The 21517-nt window shown below is 35.2% G+C and carries 23 protein-coding genes and 1 tRNA gene; 2 read left to right on the top strand and 22 right to left on the bottom strand.

Annotation, left to right across the window (positions count from 1 at the left end; genetic code table 11):
• Positions 1 to 22: 22 nt before the first annotated feature.
• The 8 genes from BP17_RS06070 to BP17_RS06035 form a co-directional block, all read right to left on the bottom strand.
• The gene (locus BP17_RS06070) at positions 23 to 577 is read right to left on the bottom strand and encodes a CDP-alcohol phosphatidyltransferase family protein (protein ID WP_035052598.1); all 555 of its coding nucleotides are present in this window, start codon (positions 575 to 577) and stop codon (positions 23 to 25) included.
• A 176-nt stretch (positions 578 to 753) separates the two neighbouring features.
• A complete protein-coding gene (locus BP17_RS06065; RefSeq protein ID WP_035052596.1) occupies positions 754 to 1422 on the bottom strand; it encodes a lipoprotein in 669 nt (222 codons plus the stop codon).
• A 669-nt stretch (positions 1423 to 2091) separates the two neighbouring features.
• Positions 2092 to 2994, bottom strand: a complete 903-nt coding sequence (locus BP17_RS06060) for a DUF975 family protein (RefSeq protein WP_035052593.1) — start codon at positions 2992 to 2994, stop codon at positions 2092 to 2094.
• Positions 2995 to 3236: 242 nt separating this feature from the next.
• Positions 3237 to 4199 (bottom strand): class 1b ribonucleoside-diphosphate reductase subunit beta, encoded by a 963-nt coding sequence (gene nrdF / locus BP17_RS06055; protein ID WP_035052592.1) that lies wholly within the window; start codon positions 4197 to 4199, stop codon positions 3237 to 3239.
• Positions 4200 to 4214: 15 nt separating this feature from the next.
• Positions 4215 to 6392, bottom strand: coding sequence for a class 1b ribonucleoside-diphosphate reductase subunit alpha (gene nrdE, locus BP17_RS06050; protein WP_035052590.1), 2178 nt, complete (start codon positions 6390 to 6392; stop codon positions 4215 to 4217).
• Positions 6385 to 6750, bottom strand: coding sequence for a ribonucleotide reductase stimulatory protein (locus BP17_RS06045; RefSeq protein ID WP_035052588.1), 366 nt, complete (start codon positions 6748 to 6750; stop codon positions 6385 to 6387). The genes nrdE and BP17_RS06045 overlap by 8 nt, the downstream gene beginning before the upstream one ends.
• Complete coding sequence (gene nrdH, locus BP17_RS06040; RefSeq protein ID WP_035052586.1) at positions 6747 to 6977, bottom strand: glutaredoxin-like protein NrdH; 231 nt, start codon at positions 6975 to 6977, stop codon at positions 6747 to 6749. The genes BP17_RS06045 and nrdH overlap by 4 nt, the downstream gene beginning before the upstream one ends.
• A gap of 446 nt (positions 6978 to 7423) precedes the next feature.
• Positions 7424 to 7497: transfer RNA gene (locus BP17_RS06035), tRNA-Arg, on the bottom strand.
• A gap of 159 nt (positions 7498 to 7656) precedes the next feature.
• Between BP17_RS06035 and BP17_RS06030 the strand changes: the two genes are divergently transcribed.
• Complete coding sequence (locus BP17_RS06030) at positions 7657 to 8034, top strand: PH domain-containing protein (RefSeq protein ID WP_035052584.1); 378 nt, start codon at positions 7657 to 7659, stop codon at positions 8032 to 8034.
• Between the two features lie 55 nt (positions 8035 to 8089).
• On the opposite strand, the gene glnA (BP17_RS06025) is transcribed toward BP17_RS06030, so the two are convergent.
• The 8 genes from glnA (BP17_RS06025) to BP17_RS05990 all read right to left on the bottom strand — a co-directional run bounded on the left by glnA (BP17_RS06025) (position 8090) and on the right by BP17_RS05990 (position 16506).
• A complete protein-coding gene (glnA, locus tag BP17_RS06025) occupies positions 8090 to 9430 on the bottom strand; it encodes a type I glutamate--ammonia ligase (protein WP_035052583.1) in 1341 nt (446 codons plus the stop codon).
• A 48-nt stretch (positions 9431 to 9478) separates the two neighbouring features.
• Complete coding sequence (locus BP17_RS06020; RefSeq protein WP_035052580.1) at positions 9479 to 9871, bottom strand: MerR family transcriptional regulator; 393 nt, start codon at positions 9869 to 9871, stop codon at positions 9479 to 9481.
• 502 nt (positions 9872 to 10373) lie between these two features.
• Positions 10374 to 11708, bottom strand: a complete 1335-nt coding sequence (glnA, locus tag BP17_RS06015) for a type I glutamate--ammonia ligase (RefSeq protein ID WP_035052578.1) — start codon at positions 11706 to 11708, stop codon at positions 10374 to 10376.
• A gap of 81 nt (positions 11709 to 11789) precedes the next feature.
• On the bottom strand, positions 11790 to 12155 hold the full coding sequence (locus BP17_RS06010; RefSeq protein ID WP_035052575.1) for a MerR family transcriptional regulator: 366 nt from the start codon (positions 12153 to 12155) through the stop codon (positions 11790 to 11792).
• Positions 12156 to 12262: 107 nt separating this feature from the next.
• Positions 12263 to 13516 carry a methionine gamma-lyase family protein gene (locus tag BP17_RS06005; protein ID WP_035052573.1) on the bottom strand — a complete coding sequence of 418 codons (1254 nt, stop codon included), beginning with the start codon at positions 13514 to 13516 and terminating at the stop codon, positions 12263 to 12265.
• Positions 13513 to 14775 carry a GTPase HflX gene (hflX, locus tag BP17_RS06000; protein WP_035052571.1) on the bottom strand — a complete coding sequence of 421 codons (1263 nt, stop codon included), beginning with the start codon at positions 14773 to 14775 and terminating at the stop codon, positions 13513 to 13515. Before hflX ends, BP17_RS06005 begins: the two co-directional genes overlap by 4 nt.
• A gap of 44 nt (positions 14776 to 14819) precedes the next feature.
• A complete protein-coding gene (gene miaA / locus BP17_RS05995; RefSeq protein WP_035052569.1) occupies positions 14820 to 15773 on the bottom strand; it encodes a tRNA (adenosine(37)-N6)-dimethylallyltransferase MiaA in 954 nt (317 codons plus the stop codon).
• A complete protein-coding gene (locus tag BP17_RS05990) occupies positions 15760 to 16506 on the bottom strand; it encodes a glycerophosphodiester phosphodiesterase (protein WP_035052567.1) in 747 nt (248 codons plus the stop codon). The genes miaA and BP17_RS05990 overlap by 14 nt, the downstream gene beginning before the upstream one ends.
• A 147-nt stretch (positions 16507 to 16653) precedes the next feature.
• On the opposite strand from BP17_RS05990, the gene BP17_RS05985 reads away from it, so the two are divergent.
• The gene (locus BP17_RS05985; protein WP_035052565.1) at positions 16654 to 16884 is read left to right on the top strand and encodes an excisionase family DNA-binding protein; all 231 of its coding nucleotides are present in this window, start codon (positions 16654 to 16656) and stop codon (positions 16882 to 16884) included.
• Positions 16885 to 17122: 238 nt separating this feature from the next.
• Here BP17_RS05985 and BP17_RS05980 read toward each other — a convergent pair whose 3' ends face one another.
• From BP17_RS05980 to BP17_RS05955, 6 genes are all read right to left on the bottom strand, one after another.
• Positions 17123 to 17518, bottom strand: coding sequence for a rhodanese-like domain-containing protein (locus BP17_RS05980; protein WP_035052564.1), 396 nt, complete (start codon positions 17516 to 17518; stop codon positions 17123 to 17125).
• A gap of 108 nt (positions 17519 to 17626) precedes the next feature.
• The gene (locus BP17_RS05975) at positions 17627 to 18736 is read right to left on the bottom strand and encodes a YqgU-like beta propeller domain-containing protein (protein ID WP_035052562.1); all 1110 of its coding nucleotides are present in this window, start codon (positions 18734 to 18736) and stop codon (positions 17627 to 17629) included.
• A gap of 249 nt (positions 18737 to 18985) precedes the next feature.
• Positions 18986 to 19960: an ROK family glucokinase gene (locus tag BP17_RS05970; protein WP_035055189.1), complete on the bottom strand. Its 975-nt coding sequence runs from the start codon at positions 19958 to 19960 to the stop codon at positions 18986 to 18988.
• A gap of 25 nt (positions 19961 to 19985) precedes the next feature.
• On the bottom strand, positions 19986 to 20192 hold the full coding sequence (locus tag BP17_RS05965) for a YqgQ family protein (protein ID WP_035052560.1): 207 nt from the start codon (positions 20190 to 20192) through the stop codon (positions 19986 to 19988).
• An 11-nt stretch (positions 20193 to 20203) separates the two neighbouring features.
• Positions 20204 to 20893: a rhomboid family intramembrane serine protease gene (locus tag BP17_RS05960; protein WP_035055186.1), complete on the bottom strand. Its 690-nt coding sequence runs from the start codon at positions 20891 to 20893 to the stop codon at positions 20204 to 20206.
• Positions 20894 to 21106: 213 nt separating this feature from the next.
• Positions 21107 to 21409, bottom strand: coding sequence for a hypothetical protein (locus tag BP17_RS05955; protein ID WP_035052558.1), 303 nt, complete (start codon positions 21407 to 21409; stop codon positions 21107 to 21109).
• Between the last annotated feature and the right edge of the window lie 108 nt (positions 21410 to 21517).

Here is a 21517-nt window from a genome sequence, read left to right as displayed (position 1 = left end):
TCCCCTTTCCTAATGTAACATCTTATTTTTGATACATTCTAAAAAACTCTCGTCCATACAGTAGAAGAGATAAAGCTAAGAAAAAGGCCGTAATAATCATCAAACCAACTGCGCTAGTTGGTTGAATAGAAGGAAACGCCACTAAAAAAGTCATACACGCATAAAAAACCGCGGTAGATATTTTGCCAAACCATTTGGCTCCATCTAGTTTTTTACCTTGTCGGTAAAGAACAATAGCATTTATTGTCATGAATAATTCTTTGGCTATAAATAATAAAATAACAATCCACATTTTTTCATATCGTGACATCAAGCAAATAATAACGGCAATTTGAGTGAGTTTATCAGCAACAGGATCAAGCAGTTTACCCACCTCAGTTATTTGATTCAACTTGCGAGCAATAAGTCCATCTAATAAATCTGTCAGACCTGAAAAGACAACGATCATACCGGCTATATAATAATCTTTGATTTCTACTGCTGTAAGGTACTGGACCATAAAAACCGGAATAAGGAGTAAACGGATATAAGATAAACTATTTGGAATAGTAAAGAAATCTCTTGCAGGAATTTTCAATTTACATCACCTCTCAAATAGAATTATCGTTTACAATAGCATTCCACCATTGTTACGGTCGGCTTAGACTCATTCTTCAATTTAGTTATCTATTTTATTTTCAATGAAAAACAAACCTTTAAATACTTTTTCCCTGCATTTAAAAGCTTGTTCTTTCATCTTGATCAAAGTTATGTTTATCTTTCTTCAAAATCAAATTCATCAATTTTATAAATCAGCTCTTCCATATTTGATGTGCTGAAGAACGCTTCTTCGTTTTCGGGCTGAATTTTCAAGTACATTGGCATGGCAGTATCCGGTTCTAATACGCCAAAAGATTCTTCTGTCAGATAGAACGGTGCTTCTTCTAGGATAGTGGCTCCATCAATCGTACTAAAGCTGACTGTAATATTTATATTTGTCATTGCCACATCCATTCTGTTCACAATAATAAAGATTGCTTGCATACTTCCTTCTTCACCTAAATACATGCCTGTAAAATGAATCGCCACGTCATTTTCAATTCCTAGTTCTTCTGCTTGTTTCATTCTTGTTTCTATTTCTTGTAACACAGAATCATTTTCTAATGTCAGATTTTGATCTAACTCCATTTTTTGCGGCACAAGTGAGATTTCCATGTCTGAAGTTAATTCATTCGTAGCATTTGAACTTGTTATTGCTTCTTCCGCATTACTCATGATTGATTCAGAGGCAACAACCGCTGACGATTCAGCAGCCAATTCTGAACTTATCATTGTCTCGCTCGACATAGGTGCTGAACTTGATTCCGTAGAAGATTCTCCTCCAATTGAATTACAACCCGCCAATGTAGCAACTGCGCCTAAAAGAGTTAAGATTTTTTTCATTTCAATCACCCTTTCTCTTTTTTATTAAAAATAAACCCCTATAGCTAATAGATCAACTTTTGTGATAACTATTTTTACACTCCTTCATCTGCTGATTACCTAACTACCCTAACCGATCATTGAGGTAACGTTCTCAATTTCCCACAGTAGAATCACTTAAGCGGTCAATTGTTTCTTCAATAGAAAATTACATCATTCTAATCGACTGATCTTCCGTCCATTTCAAATTTTTGGCCTATAATTTTTAGTATTGGTAAATTAGGTAAGTCACCTAATTTACCTCTTTGGATAAAGAAGTTGTTTGTAGGAACGGCAAGAGCCAATGTGTATGAGTGGACGCCAGTGCTCTAACGATTAGTTTTTTTGAGAGGAGTGGACGGTGATTATGCTTTTTTTTGGAATAAGCGCTAGAATAGTTTTAAAAGCATTTTTTAACACCCTACTACTATCTTTTCAGTGACCGACAGTTTAAAACGGATAACTACAACTGTTATAAATAGATATTTGCAACTCTAATATACTTACTTTCATTGTAGCGTATTACCTAATGATATTAAAAAGATACCGCCTTAAATAGTGTTAATTTATTTTAAAAAAAAGGACTAGAGAACAATATCCGTGTTTTACCACGATTATTATTCTCTAGTCCTTGTCACCTTGATAGTACTTTCAAAAAGTAGTATCGTCTAATTGGTTATCTTTATCTTCATACTGATTGTTGCCTTTAGTATGATCAATTGGTTGCTCAGGGTTATACTCAGCTCCATCCGTTAACATACGGTAAAATAGTTGCTGAGCTGTTGTGCGATAGGGTTCTACATAAAAAGAAATTAAAAATACAAATAACATAACTACTAAGAACAATAAAGCAAAGCCTATAATAATCGCAAAACCTTCGTTAGATCCCGCTTCCAAACTGGCAACAATAGTTCGAACACTTGCTGATAGAAGGAGAGCAAAAAGCACAATAGGTGCAATATACCACCAGATAAATGAAAGTTGCAATAGAAAATAGTTCCATTTTTCCCCTTTCATTAATTTACGACTTTGGTTTAGTGCCTCCATGATACTGATTGAAGGATCATCCTTCATTAAATTTAACGCTTGGCTATAACTATAAGTTTTGATAATTCCAGGTATGACCAATAACAGAGACCATAGTGTAACTAAAATAGCTGTTACAATAACCAATCCTGCTGTTTTAAAAATACGGGCTCTGCTAAAGGTTTGAAACATCCCTTCTATCGATAGCTTGGCGCCGTCAATCATATCTAAAATATTCCAAGCATATCCAGCATACAACAACCCCGAAATGAAACCTACAAAGATGCTGACAAGCGTAGTAATTAAATTAGCTGCAATTGATGACTCAGTTGCAATTTGTTGCTCGCTTAGAGTCCCTTGAATAGCTGATTCGATTAGTGTAAAAGAATTCCCTGTTCCTAACACCGTTAATATAATTTGACTAATTGCCCCTGTTAAAATGGAAATAATAATTAAATTTAAAATAGCAACTTTCCAATTCCCTTTTAACATTTTTTTTGCGGTGCGTTTTATTTCGCGTCTCTTCATTGTATTTCCTCCTTTTCATCCAACTGGATTCTTGCTTAATCATAACCGAAACAGTATAGCTAAACAATTGTTATTTTTTCAATAACATTCTTTTTTTAAACTCTACTAAAAAGATCATTAACTAGTCAAATTAATTCCTGTTGGCTGTAGTCATGCATCAGAAATAGCTGAAATTCATAAAAAAAGAAGCGCTTAGATTGGAAAAATATCCAACTAGCCTCTCCTTTTCTTTGTTTGACTATTTAAACGGTCCATTTTTCGTAATCATCGTTTTCCATCGACTCAACCATACCAAGCAGATACCCATTTCCTACTTGTGAGAAAAAGTCGTGATTAGAAGTACCTGTAGAGATTCCATTCATCACTACAGGATCCACATCATCAGCTGTATCTGGAAATAAAGGATCAAATCCTAGATTTTGTAGGGCTTTATTTGCATTGTAACGAAGAAAGACTTTGACGCGTTCAGTCCAACCAATTTCATCATACAAATACTCTGCATATTTCACTTCATTTTGATACAATTTAAAAAGTAAATCATATGCCCAATTCTTAGTTTCTTCTTGTTCGTCAATAGGCAATTGATTGTACGCAATTTGAAATTTATACCCAATATAGGTCCCATGAACAGATTCATCCCTTAAAATCAATTTAATGATTTCTGCTACATTTGGCAGTTTATTATTGCCTAAATAATGCAGCGGAGCAAAAAAACCTGAGTAGAATAAGAAAGATTCCAACATTACGCTGGCTATTTTACGCTGTAGCTCTGTTCCATTGTGGTAAATTTCATTGATCGTTGATGCTTTCATTTGCAACAATTCATTTGTATTCGTCCATTGAAAAATTTCATCAATTTCAACTTTGCTATTTAAGGTACTAAAAATAGCACTGTAGCTTTTTGCATGCATCGATTCCATAAATTGGATATTGTTGTACACAGCTTCTTCGTGTTGTGTAAGAATAGAAGGTTTTAAAGCTGGAACTCCATCTTGTGATTGAAGGGTATCTAATAAAGTTAAGCCTCCAAAAACCTTTCCTACCATATCTTTTTCAACTTTTGGAAGACGTGCCCAATCGTCTAAATCATTTGATACTGGGATACGCGTATCTGTCCAAAATTGTTCAACTAATTTTTCCCAAGTCAGCTTATCGATCATGTCTTCGATATTGTTCCAATTGATGGCTGTATAGTTCGTCGTCATTCGAATTCTCTCCTTTTAAATGGTGCAGCTTTCACAGTCATTTGAACCAATTTCTTCTGAATTTTCAGTAAATGTGCGAACATAATAAATCGATTTAACGCCTTTTTTCCAAGCATAATGGCGCAAAATATTTAAATCACGTGTTGTTTGTTTCGTAGTACGCCCATTTTTCCATTCATAAAGCCCCTCAGGAATTTCAGAACGTAAAAAGAGCGTTAAGCTCATACCTTGATCGATATGTTTTTGAGCTGCTGCATAAACATCAATAACTTTTCGCATATCCAGATCGTAAGCAGAAGTATAATAAGGCAAAGTCTCATTTGATAAGAAAGGTGCGGGATAATAAGTCTTACCAGTCTTCTTCTCTTGGCGCTCTTCAATCAAACGTGTGATGGGGTGTAAACTAGAAGATGTTTCATTGACGTAACTGATTGAACCCGTAGGCGCTACAGCTAAACGATTTTGATGATACAGTCCATCTTTACTAACGGCTTGTTTCAAAGCTTTCCAATCCTCTTGAGTCGGGATATGAATTCCTTCAAATAACTGTTGAACCCTTTCACTGTTTAAGGCAGAAGTCTCATTGATGTATCGATCAAAGTAAGTTCCGTCAGCGTAAGTGGATTTTTCAAAATTGTAAAAAGTTGTTTTTCTTTCACGAGCCACCTTGTTGCTAGAGACCAATGTGTAATAATTCAATAGTTTAAAATAAACATCTGTAAATTCAACCGATTCTGGTGAACCATAATGAATTTGGTTCAATGCGAGGAAAGTATGCAAACCCATTGCGCCTAAACCAATCGTATGGAATTTGTCATTTCCATTCTTAATTGATGGGACTGCATCAATGCTTGATTGATCTGTAACCATCGTTAATGCTCTTACCATTGTATCAATCGATTGTCCAAAATCAGATGAATTCAATAAATTCACGATATTTGTTGAACCCAGGTTGCAACTGATATCGGTTCCTAAATGCTCATAGGTTTGATCATTATTGATTGATGAAGGTTCTTGAATTTGTAAAATTTCGCTACATAAATTACTCATTGTGATCGTACCGTATACCGGATTTTCGCGGTTGGCGGTATCAATATTGATAATATAAGGATAACCAGATTCTTGTTGCAATTTAGAAATTTCATTTTCTAACTCGCGAGCACTAATTTTTGATTTACGTATCTCTTCATTGTTCACCATATTATCGTACTCTTTAGTGATATCTATATAAGCAAATGGCTCTCCATAGATACGTTCTACGTCATAAGGACTAAATAAATACATCTGTTCATCGTGAGCGGCTAATTCATAAAACTTATCTGGTACCACTAAACCAAGTGAAAGTGTTTTGACACGGATTTTTTCATCTGCATTTTCTTTTTTCGTCGATAGGAATGAAACGATATCCGGATGAAAAACATTCAAATAAACCGCACCTGCTCCATTACGTTGACCAAGCTGATTTGAATAACTAAAGCTGTCTTCTAGTAATTTCATTACTGGAACGACTCCGCTTGATGCATTTTCGATTTTTTTGATTGGATCACCAGCAGCTCGTAAATTCGATAAATTCACTCCTACTCCACCACCGATACGAGACAGTTGTAAAGCACTATTCACGACGCGACCAATACTGTTCATGTCATCTGTTGCTTGGATCAAGAAACAAGAAACTAATTCTCCTCGTCTTTTGCGACCCGCATTCAAAAACGTCGGTGTAGCAGGTTGGTAACGTTGATTAACGATCTCATCCGCAATTCTACTAGCTAGTTCCGCATCTCCATCTGCTAAATATAGTGCATTAAAAACGATTCGGTCTTCGTAGCGTTCTAAGAAACGTTCTCCATCATCCGTTTTCAAAGCATATTGGGTGTAAAATTTAAAGGCCGACATAAATGAACGAAATCTAAATTTCCGATTATAAATATCATCGAATAATGAACGAATAAAGGCTTTATCATATTTCAGTAAAAATTCTTCTTCTAGGTACTCTTCTTTGATCATATAATTTAATTTTTCTTCAAGTGTATAGAAAAAAACGGTATTCGGATTAACATGTTCTAAAAAATAAGCCCGCACAGCTTCACGGTCTTTATTTAAAGGGATTTTTCCATCCACAGGTCTATTTAATTCATTATTCAACTTGAAATACGTGACCTCTTTTACTTTTGGTGCTAATTTAGGTTTATCCAATATCTTTCACCGCTTTCTTTAATTTTGCAACATCTTCGTCATTACCTTGAAATTCAAAAGTATGCAATAACGGAACTTTGTAATCGTACGCTAAATCTTTTGCTGTAAAGGCAAAAAGTTTACCGAAATTCAAATTCCCACCACCGGCTACCCCTTTAAAATACTTTTTATTATCAGCCGTTTCAATAAAGTCATTCAATAAATCAGTTGCTTGTTTGTCATAGGTAGGCGTAACGATGATAAAGGGTTCCCCTAAAGCAATATATGGATTCGTTGGAGTTAATTCCAATGAATCCATACTTAGTTTTTTGATAAACTTTCGTGTTTGACCGGTTAGGCTGATATAAACTACTTTCATGCTAGTTGATCAAGGAGATCCGGACGGAATCCATTGAATGCTTCATGTCCTTCAATAGTAATAACTGGAACAGAGCTAAATCCAAGTTCTTTCACTTCATTTAAAGCTTCTTCTGATTCAAAAATATCCTTAACTTCATAAGGAATCCCTTTATCCTCTAAATATTTTTTTGTGAAATTGCATTGCATACAGTTTGGTTTAGAATAAACAATGATGTTTTTTTTCATAAGACATTCTCCTTTTGAGCTACTTTTTAATGTATTTTTCTTTATTTCTATTTTTATATTCTACATCAATTCTCTTCAACTGGCAAATAAAAAAACCACTAGATATAGTGGCTTTTTCTCTTGACATATCTATTTCTTTCTATATGTAGTGTGTAAGAATAATAGCTTGTGAACAATAAAACGCAAAGAATCCTACTGATATTTGTATCGAAAATTAATTATGTGTACTTTTCACATTAAAAAAAATTTCAAACTCTAAACTAGTTGTTTATATAACGATAAAAGAATATTTTTACATTTTTTTGAATAAATCTTTAAATTATTTTTCAACTATTAAAGTAATGATTTATTTTACTTTGTTTAAATTAAAAAAACAATTTATTTTCAATAATCCATAAAAAAAGTTGAAAAAGCTAGTTATTCGGCTTTTTCAACTTTTTAATTGATGCCTCAGGGGAGATTCGAACTCTCGACCGTCCGCTTAGAAGGCGGATGCTCTATCCAGCTGAGCTACTGAGACATGTTCTAGCAACAAAATTAATTATAGGCAATAATGAATAAAAAGTCAACACTTTTTAGGAACAAATTTTTTTTAAAACAAAAAGTGTTATTTTTATCGATTGTAATAAGAAAAATATCGGTTTACAATAAGCAGCAGAATAGTTAAGGAGGCTTTGCTATGGGATTAATTAGTGGTCTTTTAGGAAATGCAGGAAACATTAGCGAAAATGAAGCTCGAAAAAAATTATCGGACGTTATTTTAGAGACTGAAGTGATTGACCTAGCTTTCAAGTTGGTCCGTGATTTAATTATTTTCACAGATAAACGGTTAATTGTTATTGATAAACAAGGAATCACCGGTAAAAAAACAACTTATCATTCGGTGCCTTATAAGTCAATCAGCCGATTTTTAGTGGAAACGACTGGTCATTTTGATTTAGATGCTGAATTGAAAATTTTTATTTCTAGTGCTAATGAACCAGCTATCACATTACAGTTTACGAATGATAAACACATTTCTGCCATTCAACAAGCTCTGGCATTAGCAGTCCTTTAATAAAAGTAAAAAAAGAAATCCGACTACAAAAATGTAGTCGGATTTCTTTTTTGCATTAATATAGTTTCAAGTATTGTTTTCTTTCCCACTCAGTAACTTGTTCACGGAAAGCAGCCCATTCAATATTCTTAGCATTGACAAAATTTTCGTAGATGTGTTCTCCTAAGCCATCTTTGATTGTACTGTCATTTTCTAGGTAGCCTAATGCTTCTTTCAGTGTGCCTGGCAAATCATAGATACCATTTTCATTACGATCTTTTTCACTCATCACATAGATATTCCGATTGATAGGTTCCGGTGCTTTCATTTCATTCTTAATACCGTCTAATCCTGCTTTCAATAGAACGGCCATAGCTAAGTATGGATTTGCGCTAGGATCAACGCTACGCAATTCTACGCGTGTAGACATTCCTCTTGATTGTGGTACTCGAATCAATGGCGAACGGTTACGACCGCTCCAAGCGATGTATACGGGTGCTTCATAGCCAGGTACAAGTCGTTTATATGAATTCACGGTAGGATTCACAATTGCTGTGAAAGCTTTAGCGTGATTTAAAATCCCTGCTAAAAATTGACGAGCTGTATCGCTTAATTCCATATCTCCATCTTTATCGTAAAACGCATTTCCTTCTTTAGTAAACAAGGACAAGTTAAAGTGCATACCAGATCCGTTTACGCCATATAAAGGTTTAGGCATGAAAGTAGCATGTAAGCCATATTTACGAGCGACTGTCTTCACGATCAATTTAAAGGTTTGAATATTGTCACACGCTTCTATTGCACTAGCGTACTTCCAATCGATCTCATGTTGTCCAGGTGCAACCTCATGGTGACTAGCTTCAATCTCAAAACCAAGATCTTCTAATTGTAATACGATATCACGACGACAATTTTCACCTAAATCTGTTGGAGCCAAATCAAAATAGCCGCCATCATCATTCAGTTCTAATGTGGGTTCATTTTTTTCATCAAGTTTGAAAAGGAAAAATTCAGGTTCAGGTCCTAAGTTAAAATCAGTAAAACCTAATTCCGTCATTTCTTTTAATGTACGCTTTAAGTTAGAACGAGGGTCGCCAGCAAAAGGAGTTCCATCTGGATTGTAAACATCACAGATCAAGCGAGCGATTTTACCGGATTCTTTAGACGTTTCCCATGGAAAAATCAACCATGTATCCAAATCAGGTCTTAAATACATATCACTTTCTTCGATTCTGACAAATCCTTCAATGGAAGATCCATCAAACATCAATTGATTATCCAGTACTTTTTTCAATTGACTAATAGGTACCTCGACATTTTTAATGACCCCTAAAATATCAGTAAACATTAATCTTAAGAATCGGATATTCCCTTTTTTTGATGCATCTTCTATTTCTTCTCTCGTAAACTTAGCCATATATTTTTTCTCCCCTTATAGTCATAGTCGTAATTCTGCTATCTATTTTTATCCTATTCGATTTTGATCAAAAAATGAGAGTGGTTTCTTTGCGCCTAAACCACTTACCGCTAAAAATTCATCATGCAGTATTTTACGCACATCATCGTCAGTCAATACTTTAATTATTTCTTGCTCACGATTCTTTTCTTTGGTTTCTTGTAACTTGTAAATTTGTTTTATACCAGCCATATTAATTCCATCAGATAAATAATCTTTAATTTCGAGAAGAACATCAATATTATTTAAAGAATACATTCGCCGGTTTCCTTCGTTCCGCATTGGAACAATCAAATCTTGCTCCTCATAATAACGAATCTGTCGAGCAGATAAATCGGTTAATTTCATAACTGTACCAATCGGAAAAACTGATCTCGACCGTCTAAGTTCTTTCTCGCTCATTCAAGTCCTCCCTTCGATTACTTTTATAGAATATCAGTCTTTTTTTTAGATGTCAACAGAAAACTACTCAGATGTAAGGAAACCTAACATATAAAAACGAATGATTTGTTTTTATATACTATTTTTGTTCCGATTTTAAAATCATAATTGAACTATACCAATTTTTTAAATCAAAAAAAAGAACCAGTGATTTTTTTCACTGGTTCTTTGGTTGTATAATTTTTAGTGTAGATGAAGAAATTAATTAAACTACACATCCAAAAATTTTTGGAGGAATAAGGGTTGCTTGTAGCCAGGCATTGAGTTCAATGTGAATTACACATCCTTAGCGCTTCAGTGATCAGGCTGTGTTTGAAGCTTGAAAGTCTGAAGACTTCCTTTCAGGCTTTAGGCGCTTCCATGGCTCCACAAGCAAACCCGTACATTCCAGAAAAAATTATATTTTGAAATATCCATACTATTTGACCTAGAGCCTCTTTTAATCAATTTTAAATACTAATTTTTAATACAATGTTAAATATTTTTCTTTTTCCCACTCAGAAACTTGTTCACGGTAAGCCGCCCATTCGATATGCTTGGCACTTACAAAACTTTTATAAATATGATTTCCCAATGCTTCCTGTACGACTTGATCTTCTTGCAGATATTTAACGGCATTGTGCAGCGTAGCAGGAAGATCGTTGATTCCTCTTTTATATCTTTCTTCTGAAGACATACGGTAAATATTTCGATCGATTGGTTGAGGAGCTACACTTTCTTTGTTCACTCCATCTAATCCTGATTTTAACAATACTGCTACTGCTAAATAAGGATTTGCACTAGGATCGACACTGCGCAATTCAATTCGAGTAGAAACACCTCTTGAACTTGGTATGCGTACTAAAGGAGAACGGTTACGGGCACTCCACGCTATATAAACTGGAGCTTCATATCCTGGGATCAATCGTTTATATGAGTTTACAGTTGGGTTGCAAACCGCTGTGTACCCTAAAGCATGATCCAATATACCCGCTAAGAAATGATAGGCTGTCTTGCTTAAGCCAAGTTCATTTTCTTCATCGTAAAAGACATTTCCCTCTTTGTTAAATAATGACATGTTAAAGTGCATCCCAGAGCCACCTACTCCATAGACTGGTTTAGGCATAAAGGTTGCATGTAGACCATGTTTACGGGCAACTGTTTTAACAATCAATTTGAATGTTTGGATATTATCGCATGCTTCAACCGCACCGGCGTATTTCCAATCAATTTCATGTTGGCCAGGTGCCGTTTCGTGATGGCTGGCTTCAATTTCAAAGCCTAACTCTTCAAGTTGCAACACAATATCACGACGACAATTTTCACCTAAGTCTGTTGGTGCAAAATCAAAATAGCCGCCATTGTCATTTACTTCAGTTGTTGGTTTGCCATTTTCATCTAATTTAAATAAGAAAAATTCCGGTTCGGGTCCTAAGTTGAATTCTGTATACCCTTGCTCTTCCATTTCTTTTAGAACCAGTTTCAAATTATTTCTAGGGTCTCCAGCAAAAGGTGTCCCATCCGGATTATAAATATCACAAATCAAACGAGCGACTTTTCCATTTACTTCTTCCCAAGGAAATATTAACCAAGTTGATAAATCGGGGCGTAAAATCATGTCGCTTTCTTCAATTCTTACGAATCCATCAATAGATGATCCGTCAAACATCATTTTATTTTCCATAACTTTTTCTAGTTGACTGATTGGAACTTCAACATTTTTTATCGTTCCATCTATATCCGTAAACATCAATCTCAAGTAACGAACATGTTGTTCTTTTACACTAGTCTCGATTTCTTCTCTTGTAAAATTAGTCATTTTGTGTGTATTTTCTCCTTTTATTAAAAAAATTTGTCTACCTTATTAGCTCAACTTTGAACTTCTTATTATAAAAACCTGTTAAAAGAAACGTGAAGTCCCTTTTCGATCTATACCTCGTAGACTTAAAAATTCATCTTGTAAGATTCGACGAACATCTTCATCCGTTAACGTAGATTTCTCTTCATGCTCCACATTTTTTTCTTTCAACTCATAGATACGCTTAATACCGGCCATATTGATTCCATCTGCTAAATAATCTTTTATTTCAAGAAGCACATCTATATCATTTAAAGAATACATTCTTCGGTTTCCTTCATTACGTTCAGGACAAATTAAACCTTGTTCTTCGTAATAGCGGATTTGACGCGCAGATAAATCTGCCAATGTCATCACAGTCCCAATTGGAAATACAGACATGGAACGCCGTAGCTCTTTCTCGTTCATGAGATCCTCCTATCTAGCATAGTACTACAGTAACAATGTCTTTTTAAAATGTCAAAAATTTTTATATCTAAGCTACTATTTTTGCACCGACTTCTGAAAGTTTTTTACTACTGGAAAAATAATTCTTCCACAGCTGAGCTGACAGCTAATTTGACATGTTCATAGGTTAAACCACCTTGAACATAAAGCGTATAAGGTGCGCGGATCGGTCCATCTGCGGTTAGTTCCATACTAGAACCTTGAATAAATGTTCCTGCTGCCATAATGACATCATCTTCATATCCCGGCATATATGCTCCAATAGGAGAGACATGCGCGTTGATTGGAGAATATTTTTGAATAGTCTGTGCAAATGAGACCATCTTTTCTTTATCATTCAATGAGATCATTTGAATGAGATCGGTTCGCTTTTCATTCCACTTAGGCGTACTCTCAATGCCACAAGCATCTAAAAGCGCAGCCGTATAAACGGCCCCTTTCACGGCTTCTCCAACTGTATGAGGAGCCATAAAAAAGCCCTGATACATTTCTTGCAAGCTGTATAAAGAAGCCCCCGCTTCTCTTCCTATACCAGGTGTAGTCAAACGATACCCACAAGCTTCAATCAGCTCTTTTTTTCCAACAATGTACCCGCCGGTCTTAGCCAATCCACCACCTGGATTTTTGATCAATGATCCAGCCATCAAATCCGCGCCAACTTCAACGGGTTCTTTTTCTTCAACAAATTCGCCATAGCAATTATCGACAAATACAATAACTTCCGGATCGATCCCTTTAACAAACCGAATCATCTCTTCGATTTGGCTTACGGTGAACGAAGGTCTGCTTGCATACCCTCTAGAGCGTTGAATAGCGACCATTTTTGTTTTTGAAGTCATTTTTTTCTTTACCGTTTCAAAATCAACTGTTCCATCCGACAATAAATCAACTTGATCAAAACCCATTTGGTATTCTTTAAAGGATCCAATACCATTTCCTGTAACACCAACGATTTCAAGCAATGTGTCATAAGGGGTTCCAGAAATATACAACAAGTCATCTCCAGGACGCAGTACACCAAATAAAGCTGTTGAAATGGCATGCGTACCTGAAATGATCTGCGGCCGAACTAAACCAGCTTCAGCTCCAAAAACTTCAGCATAAACTTCTTCTAAAGTATCTCTTCCAAAGTCATCGTATCCGTAACCGGTTGTTGGATTAAAATGTTGTTCAGTAACTTTTTTGTTCCTAAAACTTTGCAAGACTTTCTGTTGATTTGTTAAAGCCACTTCATGAATCTGATCATGGATTGGTTTGATTTTTTCTTCTACTAGTTTAATTTTTTCAATTAGTTCAGGTGCATAATGATCGTTCCAACTCATGTCGTTTGATTCTCTCCATTCCATTTAGACTCTGCCTTCGCATAGCCTTCTACCACATAAACATTTTTTTCTTCATCGTATTCCTCAGTCACAACAAGTGTTTCTCTTTTTAGACGAACCAATTTTTCCCCTTGACTAACTTCAATTTCGATTCGGTAAGGGACCAGCAATTCTTTCATCTTATTCATGATTTCTGCCAACAATTGTTCGATATCTTCAGAATCATTAGCCGAAATAACCACATTTGGGAAAAGAGATGGGTAAAAGGGTTCTTCCACTAAATCTTTCTTATTATAAATAGTGATCATCGGAATCATTTCCATGCCTAATTCTTTTAATAGTTGGATAACGGTTTTTTCATGTCCAGCCATATTCTCAGCGGAAGCATCAACGACATGTAACAATAAATCAACACCTTTTGTTTCTTCTAAAGTTGATTTAAAAGACTCGATCAATTGCGTCGGTAAATCTTGGATAAAACCAACCGTATCAGTAAGTGTGACTGCCATACCACTTGGTAAGAGCAATTTACGTGTCAAAGGATCCAATGTCGCAAATAATTGATTTTCTTCATACGTATCTGCTTGAGTCAATTTATTTAACAACGTCGATTTCCCAGCATTTGTATAACCCATCAGACCAATTTGAAACGTTCCGCTTTCCTTGCGTTGTTCTCGGGCACGGCTACGGTGTTTTTCCGTTTCAGCTAAATCGCGTTTAATGTCAGTAATTTGGTCGCGAATGTGTCGGCGATCAGTTTCTAACTTTGTTTCCCCTGGTCCACGTGTCCCAATTCCTCCACCTAATCGTGACAGATTGACGCCTTGGCCAGCTAAGCGAGGCATTAAGTATTGCAGTTGAGCTAACTCAACTTGTAATTTACCTTCTCTGCTTTTAGCTCGCATAGCAAAAATATCTAAAATCAATTGAATTCGGTCAATGACTTTCACTTCATCCAATAAAATCTTTTGGATATTCTTCGTTTGGCCAGGTGTCAACCCTTGATTAAAGATAACGGTATCTACTTCTAGTTCATCTACTAAAGAGACCAATTCTTCCATTTTTCCTTTGCCTAAGAACGTACGCGAATCTGCTCGGTCTCTTTTTTGTGTGAGTTCGCCCACTACTTCCCCATGAGCTGTCTCCGTCAATTGCGCTAATTCCTTCAAAGAATATTGGAAATCTTGATTATTCTCTTTTGTTTGTACTCCTACAATAATGACGCGTTCAATTGTTTCAGCAGTTTCTTTTGTTTTCATTCCATTCACCTTCAATTCTAATATTTTAAACAAAGTATCCTTACTTATTTTGTCAGAAATCTTGCTACTTCATGTTTCAATTTTTTTTCACTTTCAGGAAAAGCCACTAAATCCCACCATTCAACATTTTCTAAACGATTCCTAAACCAAGTTAATTGGCGCTTAGCATATCTTCTCGAGTTTTGTTGAATCGCTTCTTTGGCCTCTTGCAAAGTTGTCTTTTTTTCAAAATAAGGAATCAATTCTTTGTAGCCGATTCCTCTTGAAGCTTGCGCGTCTGGTAAATTCTGCTGGTAAAGCCACTTGGCTTCTTCAATCAGGCCTGCTTCGAACATTTGCTCTACCCGAAGATTGATACGCTCATACAGTACTTCACGCTCGGTTGTTAAACCAATAATTTTAGCCTCATAAAGAAGTTCTTTTTCTTTCCGCTCATTTTGATAGCTCGAAAAAAGCTGTCCCGTTACATGATGCACTTCAAGTGCACGAATGATCCGTCGCCGATTGTTAAAATGGATCGATTCAGCAGCAGTCACATCTATTTTAGCTAATTGTTCCCATAAATAAAGATTTCCTTTTTCGATTGCGCTAGCTTCTTGAGCTTCTCGAAAAGCCAGATCATTTTTACCACTTCCACCAAAAGATACATCATACAGCAAAGATTCAATATATAATCCCGTACCACCGACAATAATTGGTACCTTTCCTCTGGCAGAAATATCTTCAATTAAAAAGCGAGCTCTTTTTTGAAAATCCGATACAGCATAACTTGTTGTAACATCCACTTCATCAATCAAATAATGCGGGATACCTTTTTGTTCATCCTTTGTTACTTTAGCTGTTCCAATAGACAGGTCACGATAGATTTGCATAGAATCTCCACTGATAATCTCCCCGTTGACTGCCTCAGCTAGCGATACACTTAAACTTGTTTTCCCAACAGCCGTTGGACCTACAATGATAATAATTTTTTTATTTTCCACGCTATACTCCTTCATATTGCCATTTATTTCTTAGTTCAAGAGCTTTCTGCGGATAATCTGTAATAACTCCTGCCACTTGTTTGCGGAAGCAAAACTGAAGGTCCTCACTTTTATTGACCGTCCAGACACGTACTGGTTTCTCAAGCACGCGAAATAGACTGTTCCTTCTAAACCAACTTAACTTAGGGTGCCACATATTTATGGGAATATCTGGGCTTAAAAAAGCAACATTTCCGCCAGTTTTTTCAAATAACAGCGCTATTTTGCAAGAGTCATCAAGCGCTTTTAATTGAATTAAAGTTTGGTAATTAAAGCTGGAATATTCGATAGTGAACGGCCAGTTTTTTTCGGCTACAAATGCAACTACTTTTTCTTCGATCCCTGGATAAGAAAACTTATCAGTTTTCAATTCAATATTAACTAATCCTTCGTAGTCAACTTCTTCAAGAAAACAAAAAATTTCCTGTAGCGTTGGGATCCGGCAATGACTATATTCATAAGAATACCAGCTGCCCGCATCAAATTGTTTTAGTTCAGCTAACGTTAAGTGTTGAACACGACCGTTTCCATTTGTGGTACGGTCGATCGTTTCATCATGAATAACGATCAATTCTTTATCTAAACTTAAGTGAATATCTAGTTCGATACCGTCGCTTCCAACTCGAACAGCTTCTTTGATCGCTTCTAAGGTATTCTCAGGATGCGTTCCTTTACTTCCTCGATGAGCAATAATGTTTGTTTGATTCATGATTAATGCCCTCCATTGCAACGTTCTTAGTAATTATAGCATAATTCTATTCTATGCCCTATAGATAGCTTTTTTTCCATAATTTGAGATGGTCGTTTTTTTCTCTAAATTAACGTACAATAGAATCTGAACTAAGGGGGCAGAAATATGTATTTAACAATCGAAGAAACAGCTGATTACCTAAATCTTTCCATAACCGATATTATGCGTCTTATTCGTGAGAAACAAATTCGTACCTTATCGGATGGAGAAACTATTTTGATTTACAAGGAACAATTCAATTTGTATCTACAAGAAATCGAAAAGTATAAAAAAGAAATACAAGATTATTTAGATGAACCCATTCCAGAAGATATTGATATAAAAGATGAAGATTAAAGCATCAGCACCGCAAAGGGACTAAACAGTCTACTTTATGGTGCTGCTTTATTTCTCTTACAGAACGTACCTACGGCAGAATCATCCCTAATATTTATTTTGTAGCTAAGCTCTGGTTGTTATAGCTCTAGGCTAAATAATGTGGATGCTTCAAGACAAATCATTCAGATGAACCAAAAAGACACACCCAAATTGAGGCATGTCTTTTTTTAAGGCTTTCTATAGCTCATTCAAGTTATTAATAAGAAGTTTTCGTTTTTCCAGTCCAATCGCGGTAACCGCCTTTAAGATGGTGAATATTTGTATGTTTTTGTTTACGTAAACGAAGAGCTGCTCGTAAACTTAAAGCCTTATTATTATCATAAAGATAAACCGGTTGATCTGTTCTTATTTCAATGCTACGTGTTTTAAACGTTGAATAAGGAATGTTTCTAGCTCCTAATATATGTCCCACGTCAAAATCTTTTTTCTCACGAATATCGATCAATTGAACTTTTCGCATATCTTTTTTGAATTCTTCTTCTGTTAACTCAATAGATGCTTTTTTTCGTTGGAAATAACTATAGACTTCATAACCCATCCATACTATAACAATGATCCATAAACCTATATTAATAATTTGACCTATATCCAATTTTTGTATACCCCTTTCAACTCGTTCTACAGAGATAATTGTACACAAGAATAGGGTATTTTACTAGCTTTTTTATTACAATTATTTTTTTGGAACTTTCGATTGCATTTAATTTGGACTATTGATAAATGAATAAATCGTTTTTTGTTCAATGTCTATGATGCTTTCATAGCGCCAGCCATACAAGCTGTATTTGCCATTTTCTGCCATCGAAATAGGAGCATTGTCCGGTAAGTCTAGAATAGGATCAATGGTTTTATTATCAAAATCCAATTGCCCAAATTCAAAATCCCCTGTTCCAAGTTCCAATTCTACCGCTTCTTTTGCAAACACGCCATAAACAGGCGTATTTCTTCCAGCTTGACTTAAGTAAGGAAAAACAAGACGATCGTTCATTGTTACTTTGGGGATAGCCATGAATGATTTATCAACCATAAAAGGGTATTGGTAATTTAATAATAATTCTTCATCTGTAAAATCTGAGGGTGTGTAGGTGATAAATGTATCTTCATGTACAAAAAAATCTGAAACCTGGCTTTTCAATCTCAGCATATCATTTGTACGAATATCTCCCATATAAAGATTGCCCGTTTCAAGTGAAAAATCATCTTCATTATCTACATATAAATATAGATTAGCAGAATACCATACCGGAGCCATTGAAGCTGAAGGTACAGGTATAATTTCATTGGTTTCAAGATTCCAATTGTCTACAACTATTTCTGTATCTGATTGATAATAAGAAATAAAAATATGATTTTGATTTGCAGGATTCCAATTTACGTTAACAAACCCAGTTGTTTCTAATGGTAAATTTTGAGTAATAGATCCATTTCTATCAATCACTCTTAATTCTCCACCCTCTTCACCGACAACTTGGATCAATATTTGTTGTTTATCTTCTGAAATAATCGCTGTTAAAATAATTGAATTTGCTTCGTAAATAGGCTCTATTTCTCCAGTGAAAATATTAAATGAGGATAAGGTATCATTGTTTATTTCACCAGTATGGACCAGAACTTCTTCATTAGATATCCAACCGATCACTTTTCTAAAATTTTCGTAGTTAATTGGAATTTCTTTATAAGATAATACTATTTCTTCTGGATCAGAGGTTTCAGTTGGTTGTTTTTCAGTGCAACTTATTAAAAATAAGGTCGCGGAAAAAAGTAAAATAGCTAATCTGAAAATGACATATTTTTTCTTTTTTCTTTTCATTACTAATCACCTTATTTTTTGATTTATTTGTTTACTGTTATTGGCTATTTTTTTCCAAAAGATTTACCACTAAATTATAACACATGCGTTGATTTTCCACACTTTAATTAGGTCAGCTTATAAACTAAAGATAATTAAAACCACTAGTTAAGCTATCCTAAAAAATCAAGGAGATGACTTCGGTAGTTCCCCGAACTCAATCTCCTCAAAATAACAATAGTTTGTCTTTTATTACCTAGAACGATTGGTTTATAAGGTACCGTTCTTGTGTTTTTTGATTAATGAACTTGCTCCGATTACTCCAGCACTGTTTCCTAATTCAGCTAATCGAATTTTTGTTGTCTTACGAATAGTTGGGTAAGTAAATTGATCGAAATACGTTTTGATTTGATCTATTAAAAATGCTCCTGCTTGAGAAACTCCTCCACCGATCACAATAGTCGATGGATTTAAAACATTTGCCACGTTCCCACAGGCTAGACCTAAGTAAAAAGCAACTTTGTCTATCACTCGAACAGCTAATTCATCATTTTCTTTGGCAAATTCAAAAACATCTTTAGCTGTTATCAGTTGACCGTCATCAATAGCTGTTTTTAATTTTGAATCACCAGCATATACCTCTGAAAAATCTCTAGCTAAACGGACGACTCCTGTTGCACTAGCAACTGTCTCAAGACATCCGATATTGCCACATGTACACTTGTAACCATTTGGATCCACTGTGATATGACCTATTTCTCCTGCCGCACCAGCAACACCATGAATCAGCCGTCCACCAGCAATGATTCCACCACCAACGCCTGTTCCTAAAGTTACAAACACGATATCTTCTTCGTTTTCACCAGCACCCTTCCAGCGTTCCCCTAGAGCTGCAACATTTGCATCATTGTCGATAGCGAAAGAAATACCCGTTCCTTCTTCAATTAGTTGTTTAACCGGTTGACTCTTATCCCAGTTCAAATTATAAGCGCCAATAACGGTCCCTTCCGTACGATCGACTGTACCGGGAGATCCCATTCCAATACCAATAAAGTCATTAGGTGATAGGTGATATCTTTCAAGTTGTTCATTGATCGACTCAATAATAGCTGGCACAATATGTGAACCCTCATCTGTTATATCTGTTAAAACACTCCATTTTTGTTGAATTTCTCCTTCATTTGTTAAGATAGCAAATTTTACAGTTGTGCCGCCTAAGTCAATTCCAATAATTTTATTACTCACAATAATTCCTCCTAATTGAACTCTTTTAGTCATTTGATTTTTCTTCTTCTTTACGGTGCTCTTGTTTTAGGATGAGTAGAGCAGGTAGGTATTCGTCATCTTGAATTAACCCACTCTCATGTAATTTTTTCAACTCAACCATCATTATTTCAATATCCCACAATCGTTTTCCAATATAAATGTAAATACCAAAGCGTTTCAATATTTGCTGAACATCATATAAATTTATCATTTACTCACTTCCTAAATTCCGGAAAATGGAATAGGTGTATTAAGGTAGCCTAAATAGGCTAGAACAATAACCATGACCCCAAAGAGACCACCATAGAGCAAACGCGTATTTCTCCATTGGCTCACGGGATTAGGTACACTGATGGCCGTTGAAATCAAGAATCCTCCTAATAGGCCCCCTAGATGTCCTGCCAAATCGATTGAAGAACTAAATAAACCAAAAACTATATTAAGAATGATCAATACACTAAAGCTTTTAGCCATCTGTTGGACTGCTGGGTTGTATTTAAAAGTTTGACCAAGCATGACAGTAGATCCAAATAATCCAAACAAAGCCGTACTAGCACCTGCTGAGAGCGCGTCACTAAAAGCAAAACTTGCAAGATTTCCAGCTATACCGCTTAATAAATAGATACTTGCAAAACGCAAGTGGCCAAACATACCCTCTAACTGTTCACCTAAATAATAGAGGATCACTGAGTTCATTAATAAATGAATAAATCCGATATGCAAGAACATAGGTGTGATCAATCTCCACCATTCACCTAACACAATATAAGGATTAAATTTTGCTCCATACTTTATTAAAGTAGCCACATTAGTACTACCACCATCAAAAGTCATCAAAACAAATAACAAAATTTGAATAGCTAAAAAGGTATATGTCACGACTGGTTTTCTAAAAAAACGTTTTAATTTCATTTGAGTTCTATATTCCAAACTTTCAACTCCATTCAATTGATTTTATTCATTAAACAATCTTTACTAGTTATTATAGCATAAAGAGTTTTACTCTTGGCGAAAATGCGCAAGTTGCTCATTTAAGATTGTACATTAAAAAATACTATGGAAATTCAGATCATCCACCTAAATTTCTATAGTATTTTCTTGTTTTAAACGAATAATAAAAATTTTTTATTCCATGTTTTCAATATCTTTGCTTAAATTTTTTATAGCATCTAGATTTCCCTTTGCGTGTTCTCCCTCTTGAGTAGCTTTAATTTCGTTCGTAGCTTTTCCTGCATCATTTTTAGATACTGAAACGGTTACAATTTGATATGGATTCAAATAACAAGGAGTTCCGGTTTCATCTTCTACTAAAATAAAGCTTTCTAGCAGCTCTCCATCTTTATCTGTTGCTTTATTTAGTAATTGTTCAGCAGTACTATTTACTACCAGGGATTTTCCATTACTTAAATAAAATTCACATTTATCCATCCATAAAACCACCTTTTCTTTTAGTGTTATTAGTATAACAAATACAAATCAGTGAATCTAATCTTATGCTTTTTTAGACACATAAAAAGACTGAAAGAAATTCTTCCA

This window comes from Carnobacterium pleistocenium FTR1 (assembly GCF_000744285.1).
GTDB classification, from domain to species: Bacteria; Bacillota; Bacilli; order Lactobacillales; family Carnobacteriaceae; genus Carnobacterium_B; species Carnobacterium_B pleistocenium.
The sequence above is the reverse complement of the archived record's forward strand: the minus strand, read 5'-3'. Positions and strand labels throughout refer to the sequence as shown.

What these genes read in the sequence shown, in the direction of transcription:
- BP17_RS06065 (WP_035052596.1), bottom strand. Translation starts at nt 1,422, where the DNA reads ATGAAAAAAATCTTAACTCTTTTAGGCGCAGTTGCTACATTGGCGGGT.
- BP17_RS06060 (WP_035052593.1), bottom strand. Translation starts at nt 2,994, where the DNA reads ATGAAGAGACGCGAAATAAAACGCACCGCAAAAAAAATGTTAAAAGGG.
- nrdF (WP_035052592.1), bottom strand. Translation starts at nt 4,199, where the DNA reads ATGACGACGAACTATACAGCCATCAATTGGAACAATATCGAAGACATG.
- BP17_RS06045 (WP_035052588.1), bottom strand. Translation starts at nt 6,750, where the DNA reads ATGAAAGTAGTTTATATCAGCCTAACCGGTCAAACACGAAAGTTTATC.
- nrdH (WP_035052586.1), bottom strand. Translation starts at nt 6,977, where the DNA reads ATGAAAAAAAACATCATTGTTTATTCTAAACCAAACTGTATGCAATGC.
- BP17_RS06030 (WP_035052584.1), top strand. Translation starts at nt 7,657, where the DNA reads ATGGGATTAATTAGTGGTCTTTTAGGAAATGCAGGAAACATTAGCGAA.
- glnA (WP_035052583.1), bottom strand. Translation starts at nt 9,430, where the DNA reads ATGGCTAAGTTTACGAGAGAAGAAATAGAAGATGCATCAAAAAAAGGG.
- BP17_RS06020 (WP_035052580.1), bottom strand. Translation starts at nt 9,871, where the DNA reads ATGAGCGAGAAAGAACTTAGACGGTCGAGATCAGTTTTTCCGATTGGT.
- glnA (WP_035052578.1), bottom strand. Translation starts at nt 11,708, where the DNA reads ATGACTAATTTTACAAGAGAAGAAATCGAGACTAGTGTAAAAGAACAA.
- BP17_RS06010 (WP_035052575.1), bottom strand. Translation starts at nt 12,155, where the DNA reads ATGAACGAGAAAGAGCTACGGCGTTCCATGTCTGTATTTCCAATTGGG.
- BP17_RS06005 (WP_035052573.1), bottom strand. Translation starts at nt 13,516, where the DNA reads ATGAGTTGGAACGATCATTATGCACCTGAACTAATTGAAAAAATTAAA.
- hflX (WP_035052571.1), bottom strand. Translation starts at nt 14,775, where the DNA reads ATGAAAACAAAAGAAACTGCTGAAACAATTGAACGCGTCATTATTGTA.
- miaA (WP_035052569.1), bottom strand. Translation starts at nt 15,773, where the DNA reads ATGAAGGAGTATAGCGTGGAAAATAAAAAAATTATTATCATTGTAGGT.
- BP17_RS05990 (WP_035052567.1), bottom strand. Translation starts at nt 16,506, where the DNA reads ATGAATCAAACAAACATTATTGCTCATCGAGGAAGTAAAGGAACGCAT.
- BP17_RS05985 (WP_035052565.1), top strand. Translation starts at nt 16,654, where the DNA reads ATGTATTTAACAATCGAAGAAACAGCTGATTACCTAAATCTTTCCATA.
- BP17_RS05975 (WP_035052562.1), bottom strand. Translation starts at nt 18,736, where the DNA reads ATGAAAAGAAAAAAGAAAAAATATGTCATTTTCAGATTAGCTATTTTA.
- BP17_RS05965 (WP_035052560.1), bottom strand. Translation starts at nt 20,192, where the DNA reads ATGATAAATTTATATGATGTTCAGCAAATATTGAAACGCTTTGGTATT.
- BP17_RS05960 (WP_035055186.1), bottom strand. Translation starts at nt 20,893, where the DNA reads ATGAAATTAAAACGTTTTTTTAGAAAACCAGTCGTGACATATACCTTT.
- BP17_RS05955 (WP_035052558.1), bottom strand. Translation starts at nt 21,409, where the DNA reads ATGGATAAATGTGAATTTTATTTAAGTAATGGAAAATCCCTGGTAGTA.